This is a genomic window from Usitatibacter rugosus, from assembly GCF_013003965.1.
In the GTDB taxonomy this organism is placed as follows: domain Bacteria; phylum Pseudomonadota; class Gammaproteobacteria; order Burkholderiales; family Usitatibacteraceae; genus Usitatibacter; species Usitatibacter rugosus.
Genome location: NZ_CP053069.1, coordinates 407,938 through 420,057, shown reverse-complemented (window position 1 = coordinate 420,057; position 12,120 = coordinate 407,938). Strand labels below are relative to the sequence as shown.

The window sequence follows — 12,120 nt, the reverse complement described above, 5'->3', positions numbered from 1 at the left end:
CGCTTAATCTTTTGAGAAGCCGCTAGCATCATGCCAAAGCCGCATGTATGTCTCAAGTAGAAACACCCAAATCCGCAACAAACCGTAGGCGCTGTTGCGTAAATACAACAGCGAAATTCACCCCTTCCGGACCCCCGAAAAGAGCTTCGAAAGCTCCGCGCCCGGGTCCGGGGCCGACATGAAGGCCGACCCCACCAAGTAGGCGCTCACACCCTGCGCCTTCAGCCCCAGGACCTGATCGGGGGTGCCGATCCCGCTCTCCGTCACGACGATCCGGCCCGTCGGAATCGCGGGCAGGAGCTCCACGGTCGTCTCCAGGCGCGTCGTGAAGGTCCGCAAGTCGCGATTGTTGATGCCCACGAGCGCGGTCTGGAGCTGCAAGGCGACCTCCAATTCCGCGCCGTCGTGGCTTTCGACCAGCACATCCATGCCCAAGGACTTCGCCAGGTGCTCGAGCTCGAGCAGCGTGTGCGCGGGAGCAGCGCCGACGATGAGCAGGATGCAGTCCGCCCCCATCGCGCGCGATTCGTACACCTGCCACGGGTCGACGACGAAGTCCTTGCGCAGCACCGGCAGGCGGCATGCGTCACGCGCGGCGCGAAGGTCGGCGGGCGAGCCGCCGAAATACTCGCGGTCGGTGAGCACCGAGAGGCAGGTCGCGCCGTTGCGCTCGTAGCTCGCGGCTACGGCGGCGACGTCGAGGTCCGCGCGGATCGTTCCCGCGCTCGGGCTCGCGCGCTTGATCTCGGCGATCACCGCGGCGCCGAGCGCGGCATCGCGCCGGATCGCCTGCTCGAAGCCGCGCGTGGGCGGCGCCTCGCGCGCTTCGCGTTCGACCTGCGCGAGGGGACGCTCTCGCTGTCCCGCCGCGATCTCCGTGCGCTTGGTCGCGAGGATGCGCTGCAGGATGTCCGAAGCGCTCATGGGGCCTTCGCGAATCCCTGCGTGAACGCGACGAGCCGATCGAGCTTCGCGCGCGCGGCACCGGTGGCGATCGCATCGCGTGCGGCGGCGACGCCGTCCCACAGGCTTGCGGACACGCCGCTGACGTAGAGCGCCGCGGCCGCATTCAGCACGACGATGTCGCGCGCGGGCCCCGTCTCGTTGCCGAGCACGGCGAGGACGCGGTCCCTCGACGCTTCCTTGTCCTTCGCCTGGATCGCTTCCAGCGGCGCCATGTCGATGCCGAACTGGCGCGGCTCGATCGTGTATTCGGTGATGAAGTCGTGCTTCAGCTCGGCGACGAACGTCGGTCCGGAGATGGAGATCTCGTCCAGGCCGTCCTGGCCGTGGACGGTCAGCACGTGGCGGCTGCCGAGCATCTTCAGCACGCGCGCCTGGATGCCGACGAGATCGCTGTGGAAGACGCCCATCACCTGGTTGGGCGCGCCGGCCGGGTTGGTGAGCGGCCCGAGGATGTTGAGGATCGTGCGCATGCCGAGCTCGCGTCGCACCGGGGCCGCGTGCTTCATCGCGGGATGGTGGCTCGGCGCGAACATGAACCCCAGCCCGACCTCGCGGATCGACTGGCCCACCTGCTCCGGCGTGAGCGCGAGGTTCACGCCGAGGAGCTCGAGCACATCGGCGCTGCCCGATTGCGAGGACACCGCGCGATTGCCGTGCTTCGCGACGCTCGCTCCGGCCGCCGCGGCGACGAACGCCGCCGCCGTCGAGATGTTGAACGTGTGGAGCTTGTCGCCCCCCGTGCCGCACGTGTCGACCAGGTGCTGCGCGCCGCCGGCATCGACCTTGGTCGCGAACTCGCGCATCACGGAGGCCGCGGCGGCGATCTCGGAAACGGACTCCGTCTTCACGTGCAGGCCCATCAACACCGCGGAGAGTTGCACCGGGGTGACCTTGCCCTCCATCACCTGGCGCATGAAGTCGACCATCTCGTCGAAGAAGATCTCGCGCTTGTCCGAGAGCCGGCTGATCGCTTCCTGGGGCGTGAACATGTCAGGTCACCTGCATCGTGAGGAAGTTGCGGAGCAGCGCGTGGCCGTGCTCCGTGAGGATGGACTCGGGATGGAACTGCACGCCTTCCACGGCGAGCGAGCGGTGGCGCACGCCCATGATCTCGCCGTCGTCGGTCCAGGCGGTGATCTCGAGGTCCTTCGGGCACGTCTCGCGCTCGATCGCGAGCGAGTGGTACCGCGTCGCGTCGTACGGCGACGGCAGCCCCTTGAACACGCCCACGCCGTTGTGCGTGATGCGCGAGACCTTGCCGTGCATCAGCGTCTTCGCGTGGATCACCTTGCCGCCGAAGGCCTGGCCGATCGCCTGGTGGCCGAGGCACACGCCGAGGATCGGGATCTTTCCCGCGAAGCGGCCGATGAGCCCCAGCGAGATTCCGGCCTCGTTGGGCGTGCACGGCCCGGGCGAGATCACGATGCGCTCGGGCGCCAGGCGCTGCACGTCGTCGAGCGTCACCTCGTCGTTGCGGACCACCTTCACGTCCTGGCCGAGCTCGCCCAGGTACTGCACCAGGTTGTAGGTGAACGAGTCGTAGTTGTCGATCATGAGCAGCATGGCGGGCTCCTCAGTCGACCGGCTTGTCGAGGCCGGCGCGCACCATCTCGGCGGCGGCCAGCACGGCGCGCGCCTTGTTCTGCGTCTCGCGCCATTCGTTGTCGGGGATCGAGTCGGCGACGATGCCCGCGGCGGCCTGCACGTGGAGCTGCCCGTCCTTCACGACGCCGGTGCGGATCGCGATCGCGAGGTCGATGTTGCCCTGGAAGCCGATGTAGCCGCAGGCGCCGGCATAGACGCCGCGCTTCTCGCTCTCCAGCTCGTCGATGATCTCCATCGAGCGCACCTTGGGCGTACCGGTGACCGTGCCCGCGGGGAAGGTCGCCCGCAGCAGCTCCATGGGCGTCAGCGCCGGGTCCACCTGGCCCTCGACGTTGGAGACCATGTGCATCACGTGTGAGTAGCGCTCGACCACCATCGTCTCCGTCACCTTCACCGTTCCCGTCTTCGCGATGCGGCCCACGTCGTTGCGGCCGAGGTCGATCAGCATGAGGTGCTCGGCGCGCTCCTTGGGGTCGCTCACCAGCTCCTGCTCCATGGCGCGGTCCTTCTCGGGAGTGGCCCCGCGCTTGCGCGTGCCGGCGATCGGCCGCAGCGTCACCTTGTCGCCCTCGCGGCGCACCAGGATCTCGGGCGAGGCACCGACCAGCTGCAGGTCGCCGAAATCGAAGTAGAACATGTACGGCGACGGGTTGATCGAGCGCAGCGCCCGGTAGAGGTTCACGGGCGAATCGTCGTAGGGCTGCGAGAGGCGCTGCGAGACCTGCACCTGCATGATGTCGCCCGCGGTGATGTACGCCATCGCCTTCGCGACCGCCGCGTGGAAAGCGGCCTCGCCCATGTTCGACCTCGGCGGCGCGGCCTCGCGGGGCGGAGCCTGCGGCGGCAACGCTGCCGGCTCGCGAAGGCCGCGGCGAAGCTGCTCGAGGCGCGCCTGCGCCTGCGCATATGCGCCCGCCTTTGCGGGCTCGGCGTACACCACGAGGTGCAGCTTGCCCGAGAGGTTGTCCACGACCGCGAGCTCGTCCGAGAGCAGCAAGCGGATCTCGGGGATGCGAAGCGGATCCGGCTTGGTACTTTCGCGCAGCCGCGCCTCGATGTAGCGAACCGTGTCGTAGCTGAAGTAGCCCGCCACGCCGCCCGCGAATCGTAGCGAAGGCGGTGGCGGTGCGGCCTTGAACCGCTTCAGGTAGGCATCGATGAACGCGAGGGGATCCGCGGTGCGTTCGCGCTCGACGATCGCGCCGTCGCGTTCGATCGTCACCTCGTCGCCGTCGCACTGCAGCTGTTCGCGCGCGGGCAGTCCCACGATCGAATAGCGGCCGAATCGCTCGCCGCCGATCACCGATTCCAGCAGGTAGGAGCCGGGCCGGTTGGCGAGCTTCAGGTAGATGGACAGCGGCGTGTCGAGATCCGCGAAGGTCTCGAGATGCAGGGGGACTCGGTTGTAGCCGGCGCGGCCGAGCGCCAGGAATTCGTTTTCAGTCATGGGTCACCACACGGTTCACTTCGGTAAAGGACGACAGGCAGTGCGACGCGATCTAGCGCCAGCTCTGCCATCGCCAACCGAGGTGCTTGCCGCGCAGTGACATGAGATTCGGCCGTGGAGGGTTATTCGAGGGACGAGGCCATTGTAATCGATCCGGCCGCGGCTTCAAGGCTCGCCACCACGGCATCGGCGCCGAGCGACTCGACCGCGAGCCCCTCGCGATACCCGTAGGGCACGACCGCGACCGCCATGCCGGCGGCGTGCGCCGCGAGCACGTCGTTGGCCGAATCGCCGATCACCCAGGATTGCGCGGGCGCGGCGCCGAGCCGCGCGGCAGCCAGGAGGAAGGCATCGGGCTCCGGCTTCTTGCGTGCCACGTCATCGCCGCATACAACCGCTTCGAAGTAGGACGCGAGTCCCGTCGCGGCGAGAAGCGGCTTCGTGAAACGCGATGCCTTGTTGGTGACGCACGCGAGGCGCAGGCCCTGCGCGCGAAAGCGCTCGAGCCCCGCGACGACGCCCGGATACGGCCGCGAACGGTCGGCGACGTGCGCGAGGTACGCCTCCTCGAAATGGGCCAGCGCGGCATCGTGCTTGCCCGCTTCGCCGCCCGTCTCGCCGAGAACCCGGGTGACGAGGTTCGCGATTCCCTTGCCGACGAACTCCACGACGCGCGCCTCCGGAAGCGGCGCGCGGCCGAGCTTCGCGAGCATCACGTTCGCCGCCGATGCGATGTCGGGGCCGGTATCGAGCAGCGTTCCGTCGAGGTCGATCAGGACCGCGCGAAAGGGACCGCGCGGGGCAGCGCTCATCGGGTGCCGAGCTCGGAGCGCATCCTGCGGATCATCTCCGCGCGATCCTTCGCGCCGAAGATCGCCGAGCCGGCGACGAACGTGTCGGCGCCGGCCTTCGCGACCGCGCCGATGTTGTCGGCCTTGATGCCGCCGTCGACCTCGAGCCAGATCTCGCGGCCGCTCGCGTCGATGCGCTTGCGGATCTCGCGCACCTTGTCGAGCGCGGAGGGGATGAACGACTGCCCCCCGAAGCCCGGGTTCACCGACATCACGAGCACGAGGTCGACGAGGTCCATCACGTGGTCGAGGTAGTCGAGCGGCGTCGCGGGATTGAACACGAGCCCCGCCTTGCAGCCCTGGTCGCGGATCAAGCCGAGCGTGCGGTGGACATGCTCGCTCGCTTCCGGATGGAAGCTGATGATCGACGCACCGGCCTTCGCGAAATCCGGAATGATGCGGTCCACCGGCTTCACCATGAGGTGCACGTCGATCGGCACCGTGCAGTGCGGCCGTATCGCTTCGCAAACCAGCGGGCCCACCGTGAGGTTGGGAACGTAATGGTTGTCCATCACGTCGAAGTGGATGAGGTCGGCGCCGGCGGCGATGACGCCGCGCACCTCCTCGCCGAGCTTCGCGAAGTCCGCGGACAGGATGCTCGGTGCGATGCGCTTTTGGTTCGGGCTCATCCGGAAATTCTACGCGCGAATCCTGCTACCATGAACGCATGACGGAAGCGAAGAAATACAGCGTGGCGGTGACTGCGCACTCCACCTATCTTCCCGACCAGTCGGACGAGGAAGAGGACCGCTACGTCTTCGCCTACACGATCCGCATCACCAACAACGGCAACGTTCCCGCGCAGCTCGTGAGCCGCCACTGGATCATCACGGACGCGGAGAACCAGGTGCAGGAAGTGCGCGGCATGGGCGTCGTGGGCGAGCAGCCCACGCTCAAGCCCGGCGACACCTTCGAGTACTCGAGCGGATCGTCCATCCCCACGGCCGTGGGAACGATGCGCGGCACCTACCAGATGGTGGCGGAGGACGGCACGCGTTTCGAGGCGCCGATCCCCGAGTTCACGCTGAGCGTCCCGCGCGTCCTCCACTGACGCGCGTCACTTCGGCTTTTTCGGCAGCGTCCACCACACGATCGCGATGGCGACCGCGATGACGACCGCGATTTCGAGGAAGACCCAGCCCATCCGCGAACTATACTCGCGCTCGATGCTGCATCGAATCGCGTTTCCCATCGCCGCCGCACTCGCAGTCGCCGGGTGCGCAACGCCGCCCCCCGCTCCCGCGTCGCCGTCCGTGGCGAAAGCACCCGAGGCCCTCATCTGCCCGCCGGCCGAGAAGCCCGTGTGTCCCGCGCCGACGGCAACACCCCCGCCGCCCGAGCCCGAGCTGAAGGGCCGCCTCATCGTCGCGCGTTGGTCCGACATTCCCGATTGGGGCCGCGAATCCGTGCGCGATTCGCTCGCCGCGTTCTCGCGTGGCTGCGCGACGCTCGAGAAGCAGGATGCATGGAAGGGCGTGTGCGCCGGCGCCGCGACGCTCACCGGCGGAAGCGAGCGCGACATCGTGTCGTTCTTCGAGCTCAACTTCGATCCGTGGCAGGCGCTGAACGGGGACGATTCCAACACCGGCATGGTGACGGGCTACTACGAGCCGCTGCTGCATGGCAGCCGCACGCGCACGGCGAAGTACAAGTACCCGCTCTATTCCGTTCCGCAGGACATGCTCACCATCGACCTCAGCTCGGTGTACCCGGAGCTGAAGGGCCGGCGCCTGCGCGGCCGCATCCAGGGCAACAAGGTCGTGCCCTATCTCGAGCGGGGCGACATCGACCGCGACACGAGCCCGCCGCTCGGCGGCCTCGAGCTCGCGTGGGTGGACGACGCGATCGACGTCTTCTTCCTGCACATCCAGGGCTCGGGCCAGGTCGAGCTGGAGAACGGCGAGCGCATCCGCGTCGGCTATGCGGACCAGAACGGCCACCCCTTCAAGTCGCTCGGCCGCCTGCTGATCCAGCGCGGCGAGCTGCCGGCGGAGCGAGCCTCGATGCAGGGCATCAAGGACTGGGCGCGCCGCAATCCCGCGAAGATGCAGGAATACCTCAACGCGAACCCGAGCTACGTGTTCTTCCGCGAATTGCCGAAGGACCTGAGCGGCCCGATCGGCTCGCTCGGCGTGCCGCTCACGCCCGAGCGGTCCATCGCCGTCGACACACGCGTGATCCCGCTGGGAGCCCCGGTGTTCCTCGCGACGACGTTCCCCAATTCGCCGCAGCCGCTCCATCGCCTGATGGTGGCGCAGGACACGGGCGGAGCGATCAACGGCGGCGTGCGCGCGGATTTCTACTGGGGATTCGGAGACGCGGCCGGGGCGCAGGCCGGAAAGATGCGCCAGGGTGGTCGCATGTGGGTGCTCTATCCGAAGGGCGCGACGCCGCCCACGGCCAACAACAACACGACTCCCGGAACGAGGACGCCATGACGATCGCCATCGCCTGCCTGCTGGTTGCTGCGCTGATGCCCTACCTCACGATCGCCCCGGCGAAGTATCACCGCAGCTACGACAACCGGGCGCCGCGCGATTGGGCATTGGCCGTGGAGGGCTGGCGCAAGCGCGCCATCGCGGCGCACCTGAATCACTTCGAGGCCTTCGCGCCGTTCGCCGCCGGATTGCTCGCGGCCGAGCTGGTGAAGGCGCCCCAGGGAGCGATCGACGGCATCGCGCTGGTGTTCATCGCGTCGCGCATCGGCTACACCGCGTGCTACTTCGGGAACAAGCCGGCGCTGCGGTCGCTCGTGTGGATGGTGGGCTTCGGCTGCACCGTCGCCCTCTACGCGATCGCGCTCGCCGCGCGCTGAAGCGGCGCTACTTCTTCGCGACCGGCGCCGCTTTGGCGACCGCGGCCGTCGCATCGGCGAGGCGCTTCTCGAGCGCCGCGCGCGGCATGGCGCCGGGCACGCGCTCGCCATCCTCGAAGAACATCGTCGGCGTCCCCGTGATGCGCTTCTCGCGGCCGAAGGCGAGCGTCTTCTCGAGCGGAGCCTCGCACTTGTCACCGGCCGGGGTGGGCGTCGTGTCCTTCAGCATCAGGTCGAGCCAGGCCTTGGCGCGGTCGGAAGAGCACCACACGGCCTTCGACTTCTCCGCGGAATCCGGCGAAAGGATCGGGAACAGGAAGACATAGACGGTGACATCGCTCACCGTCGCGAGCTCGCGCTCGAAATGCTTGCAATAGCCGCAGTTCGGATCCTCGAACAGGGCGACCTTGCGCGAGCCGTTGCCGCGCACGATCTTGATCGCCGCATCCAGGGGGAGCTGGTCGAATCTCACCGCCGTGAGCTGGCGCATGCGCGCCTCGGTCACGTTCTCGCGCGTCTTCGCGTCGACGAGCTGGCCGTTGGCAATGAGGAACGAGGCCTTCTCGTCGGTGTAGAAGATCTCGCCGCCACCGATGACCTCATAGAGGCCGTACGGCGTCTTCTTAACGCTCTCGGTGGGAAGGTCGGGGAAGCGCTTCTTCAGCTCCGCCTTGATCGAATCCGGCGTCTGCGCGGCGGCGGAGAAGGAGAGACCGAGCGCGAGAGCGGCGGCCAGCAGCGTGTGGGGAATTTTCATCGTTTTGGACTCGTGGTTTGGGGTTGGGCACCCCGCGTCGCCCGAAAGTTCAGGGCCGTGGACCCGATTATCGCATTGCACGTGTAGCCAGCAGGCGCTTGGCCCACGAGGCGCGCTCCACCATCCGAAGGCCGGCGCCGCGAAGGGCGGCCACGCCCGGGCGCTCCGCCGCGAAGAGTCGATCCAGCCCATGCGTCACGAGCTGCATGGCGCCGACATCCTCGCTCCGTGCGCGTGCGTAGCGGCGCAGCACCGCGAGATCACCGGCGCGCTCGAGGCGCGAGCGTTCAGCCAACACGCGAGCGAGTGCCTTCGCATCCTGGAAGCCGAGGTTCACGCCCTGCCCGGCCAGCGGATGCACCGCATGCGCGGCATCGCCGATCAACGCGACGCCTCGCGCCACGGGCTGCGGCACGCGGATCCAGCGCAGCGGAAAGCGCGCGACGCCGGAGGCGAGCCGCAGGTCTCCGAGGCAAGCTCCGCCCGCATCGCGCACGCGTGCGGCCAGCGCCTGCGGCTCGAGCGCGGACAACGCGTCGGCCACGGCGGCCGGCGCGGACCAAACGATCGAGATCCGCGATCCGGGCAACGGAAGCCACGCGAGCACACCTTCCGGAAGGAACCACTGGCGGGCGAGACCCTGTGCGTCGTGCTCGGTTTCGAAATGCGCGACCACCGCCGTCTCGCCGTACGGACGCTCGTCGACCGCCATGCCGAGCGCCGTGCGCACGGGAGAATCCGGCCCGTCGGCACCCACGAGGAGATCACCCTCGACGCGCTCGCCATTCGCGAGCTCGGCCCATGCGCCACCCGCACCGGCCCCGAAGCTGCTCGCCGGAGTGGAACGCAACACGCGGACATTGCCGCGCCGCGCGACGCTCTTCTCGAGCGCGGCCGTGAGGCGGCCCGCCTCCACGATCGAAGCGAGCTGGCCCCCGGATGGCGCCGCGAACGCGAGGCGCGCCCCATCGTCGCCGAAGATCTCCATGCGCTTCACCGGCGCGATGCGTTCTTCGTCGAGCTCCGCCCAGGCTCCCAGCTCGCGCAGGAAGTCGCGCGTGCCCGGGCTCACCGCGAAGACGCGAAGGTCGAAGCCCTCCACGGGCGGCACGCGCGACGGCGATGCTTCGATCACGGTCACGTCGAAGCCGCTCGCCGCGCCGGCGAACGCGAGGCCCACGGGACCGCCTCCCGCGACGACGATGCGCTCGGTCATGGCGCCGGTGCCCCGCGGATCATGCGCTCGGCGAGCAGGCGGCGCGCCGTCGGAAAGAGGTCGAGCGTGGCGAGCGCGAAGCCGCGGCCCCACGTCGGCAGGCGCCGCGCATCCGCGAAGGCCGACACGAGGAAATCGGTGAACGCGACACCGCGCGCGGCATCGCGGCGCCGCGCCTCGCGGTAGGCCGAAAGCATCGCGTCGTCGCCGAGCGATTCGCGCGCCGTTGCCGCCAGCGCATCGGCAAGCTCCACCGCATCGCGAAGCCCGAGGTTCAGGCCCTGGCCCGCGATGGGGTGCAGTGCTTGGGCCGCATTGCCCACGATCACCGTTCGCAATGCGACGGGCGTGTTCACGGTGCGCAGCTTGAGCGGGAATGCAGCGCGCGCGGCGACCGAAACGAAGCGTCCCGCACGATCTCCGAAGTGAGCCTGGAGCTCGGAGAGGAAAGCCGCGTCCTCGAGCTTCAGCAGGCGCTGCGCTTCGTCGGGAGTGGCGGTCCACACCAGCGCGTAGCGGTCGTCCACCGGCAGCAGCGCGGCCGGTCCCTGCGGCGTGAATCGCTCGTACGCGCGACCGCCATGCTCGCGGTCCGTGCGCACGGCCGCCGTGAGCGCGAGCTGGCCATAGTCCTTGGTCTCGTAGGAGATGCCGGGTATGCGTGACGAGTTGGCGCCACCGTCGGCCAGCACCAGCAGGCGCGCCCGCGCCTCGCGGCCCGAGGCGAACCGCACCACAGCCGCGTCGCGCGTGAGCTCGATCCCTTCGCACGACGACCCATAAGCCACTTCGACGCCGACCTCGCGCAAGCGAGCGTCGAGCGCAGCTTCGAGCGCGCCGTAAGCCACGGTATAGCCGAGGGCGGGCAGCCCCTGCTCGGCCGCATCGATCACCGTGCGGCCGGGCCCGCCCTTCTGCGAGATGTGGATCGAGGCGATCGGCGTGGTGCCGGATGTGGGCCAGGCACGCGCGTTCTCGAGGAAAGCCCGGCTCGCGTGCGAGAGGGCCAGCGTGCGCCGGTCTCCCGAAGGAGCGCTCCGCGCCTCGAAGACCGCGATCGAGAGGCCGCGTCCGGCCGAGAGCGCGGCGACGGTGGCGCCGACCGGGCCGGCCCCGATGATCGCGACGTCGAGCAGGTTACTTCCCGCGGACCGCGTCCTCGACGTCCTTCACCTTCTTGGGACACATGCTGGTGAGCACGTCGCGGCCCTTGGCGGTGACGAGTACGTCGTCCTCGATGCGGATGCCGATGTTCCAGAAAGCCTTCGGAACGTTGGCCGCCGGGCGGATGTAGAGCCCGGGCTCGACGGTGAGCACCATGCCGGGCTTCAACTTGCGCCACTTGCCCTTGCGCATGTAGTCGCCGGCGTCGTGCACGTCGAGGCCGAGCCAGTGGCCCGTGCGGTGCATGTAGAACTGCTTGTACGAGCCGTCCTCGAGCACCTTGTCGACGCTGCCCTTGCAGAGCTTGAAGTCGATGAGGCCCTGCACGAGCACGCGCGTGGCGGCATCGTGATAATCGATGAAGTCCGCTTCGGGCTTCACGGCCTTGATGGCCGCTTCCTGCGAGGCGAGCACCACTTCGTACACGTCCTTCTGCACGGGCGTGAACTTGCCGTCGATGGGCCAGGTGCGCGTGATGTCCGAGGCGTAGCTGTCCAGCTCGCAGCCCGCGTCGATCAGCAGCAGCTCGCCCTTCCTGAGCTCCGCGTTGTTCTCGCGGTAGTGCAGCACGCAGGCATTGGCGCCCGCGGCGACGATCGAGCCGTAGGCCGGGGACCGCGCGCCGTTGCGCACGAACTCGTGCAGCAGCTCGGCTTCGATCTCGTACTCGCGCTTGCCGGGCTTCGTGGCCGCCATCGCGCGCGCATGCGCGGCGCTGGAGATCTCGCCGGCCCTGCGCATGATCGCGATCTCGTTCTCGTCCTTGAAGAGGCGCATGTCGTTCACCGCGACACGCACGTCCTGGATGCCTTCGGGCGCCGTGACGCCGGAGCGCGCCTTGGCGCGCACGGCATTCAGCCAGCCGGCGACGCGCGCGTCCCACGCGGGGTCGGCGCCCACGGTGGTGTGCAGCGCCGGCTGGTTCGCCAGCAGCTCGACCATGCGCGCGTCGAGCTCGCCGTACGAATGGGCCTCATCGAAGCCGAACACGTCGCGCGCCAGCTCGGGCCCGTAGCGGAAGCCGTCCCAGATCTCGCGTTCGAGGTTCTTCTCGCGGCAGAAGAGGATCTCGCGCGGCTTCTTGCCCAGCACGAGCACCACGACGGCCTCGGGCTCGCGGAAGCCCGAGAGGTAATAGAAACCGCTGTCCCATCGGTAGTCATAGTGGGAATCCGCGTTGCGGGTGCGCTCGGGCGCGGTGGGAAGCACCACGATTCCGTTACCGAGCTCGGCGGCGAGCCGGGCGCGGCGCTTGCGGAAGGGCTTCAGCACATGGGGGTTTTCGAGTTTCATGGCGCC

General features: G+C 68.7%; 13 protein-coding genes. 3 read left to right on the top strand and 10 right to left on the bottom strand.

Annotated elements, in window-relative coordinates; translation table 11 throughout:
* Nucleotides 1-117: 117 nt before the first annotated feature.
* The 6 genes from trpC to rpe form a co-directional block, all read right to left on the bottom strand.
* The gene (gene trpC / locus DSM104443_RS02220; protein WP_171089069.1) at nucleotides 118-924 is read right to left on the bottom strand and encodes an indole-3-glycerol phosphate synthase TrpC; all 807 of its coding nucleotides are present in this window, start codon (nucleotides 922-924) and stop codon (nucleotides 118-120) included.
* Nucleotides 921-1,955, bottom strand: coding sequence for an anthranilate phosphoribosyltransferase (gene trpD, locus DSM104443_RS02215; RefSeq protein WP_171089068.1), 1,035 nt, complete (start codon nucleotides 1,953-1,955; stop codon nucleotides 921-923). Before trpD ends, trpC begins: the two co-directional genes overlap by 4 nt.
* Before the next feature lies 1 nt (nucleotide 1,956).
* Nucleotides 1,957-2,529: an aminodeoxychorismate/anthranilate synthase component II gene (locus DSM104443_RS02210; RefSeq protein WP_171089067.1), complete on the bottom strand. Its 573-nt coding sequence runs from the start codon at nucleotides 2,527-2,529 to the stop codon at nucleotides 1,957-1,959.
* 10 nt (nucleotides 2,530-2,539) lie between these two features.
* Nucleotides 2,540-4,018 carry an anthranilate synthase component I gene (gene trpE, locus DSM104443_RS02205; protein WP_171089066.1) on the bottom strand — a complete coding sequence of 493 codons (1,479 nt, stop codon included), beginning with the start codon at nucleotides 4,016-4,018 and terminating at the stop codon, nucleotides 2,540-2,542.
* A 122-nt stretch (nucleotides 4,019-4,140) separates the two neighbouring features.
* Complete coding sequence (gene gph / locus DSM104443_RS02200; protein WP_171089065.1) at nucleotides 4,141-4,830, bottom strand: phosphoglycolate phosphatase; 690 nt, start codon at nucleotides 4,828-4,830, stop codon at nucleotides 4,141-4,143.
* Complete coding sequence (gene rpe, locus DSM104443_RS02195) at nucleotides 4,827-5,498, bottom strand: ribulose-phosphate 3-epimerase (protein ID WP_171089064.1); 672 nt, start codon at nucleotides 5,496-5,498, stop codon at nucleotides 4,827-4,829. The genes gph and rpe overlap by 4 nt, the downstream gene beginning before the upstream one ends.
* Nucleotides 5,499-5,536: 38 nt before the next feature.
* Here rpe and apaG point away from each other — a divergent pair, with 38 nt between their 5' ends.
* The 3 genes from apaG (at nucleotide 5,537) to DSM104443_RS02180 (ending at nucleotide 7,684) form a co-directional block, all read left to right on the top strand.
* Entirely contained in the window at nucleotides 5,537-5,920 is a 384-nt protein-coding gene (gene apaG / locus DSM104443_RS02190) for a Co2+/Mg2+ efflux protein ApaG (RefSeq protein WP_171089063.1), read from the top strand.
* A gap of 115 nt (nucleotides 5,921-6,035) precedes the next feature.
* Nucleotides 6,036-7,307, top strand: a complete 1,272-nt coding sequence (gene mltA, locus DSM104443_RS02185; protein WP_171089062.1) for a murein transglycosylase A — start codon at nucleotides 6,036-6,038, stop codon at nucleotides 7,305-7,307.
* Nucleotides 7,304-7,684 (top strand): MAPEG family protein, encoded by a 381-nt coding sequence (locus DSM104443_RS02180; protein ID WP_171089061.1) that lies wholly within the window; start codon nucleotides 7,304-7,306, stop codon nucleotides 7,682-7,684. The genes mltA and DSM104443_RS02180 overlap by 4 nt, the downstream gene beginning before the upstream one ends.
* A 7-nt stretch (nucleotides 7,685-7,691) precedes the next feature.
* On the opposite strand, the gene DSM104443_RS02175 is transcribed toward DSM104443_RS02180, so the two are convergent.
* The 4 genes from DSM104443_RS02175 to DSM104443_RS02160 form a co-directional block, all read right to left on the bottom strand.
* Entirely contained in the window at nucleotides 7,692-8,441 is a 750-nt protein-coding gene (locus DSM104443_RS02175; RefSeq protein ID WP_171089060.1) for a DsbC family protein, read from the bottom strand.
* A 67-nt stretch (nucleotides 8,442-8,508) separates the two neighbouring features.
* On the bottom strand, nucleotides 8,509-9,657 hold the full coding sequence (locus tag DSM104443_RS02170) for an FAD-dependent monooxygenase (RefSeq protein WP_171089059.1): 1,149 nt from the start codon (nucleotides 9,655-9,657) through the stop codon (nucleotides 8,509-8,511).
* Nucleotides 9,654-10,775, bottom strand: coding sequence for an FAD-dependent monooxygenase (locus DSM104443_RS02165; RefSeq protein ID WP_246232857.1), 1,122 nt, complete (start codon nucleotides 10,773-10,775; stop codon nucleotides 9,654-9,656). The genes DSM104443_RS02170 and DSM104443_RS02165 overlap by 4 nt, the downstream gene beginning before the upstream one ends.
* A gap of 19 nt (nucleotides 10,776-10,794) precedes the next feature.
* Nucleotides 10,795-12,114, bottom strand: a complete 1,320-nt coding sequence (locus DSM104443_RS02160; protein ID WP_171089058.1) for an aminopeptidase P N-terminal domain-containing protein — start codon at nucleotides 12,112-12,114, stop codon at nucleotides 10,795-10,797.
* Between the last annotated feature and the right edge of the window lie 6 nt (nucleotides 12,115-12,120).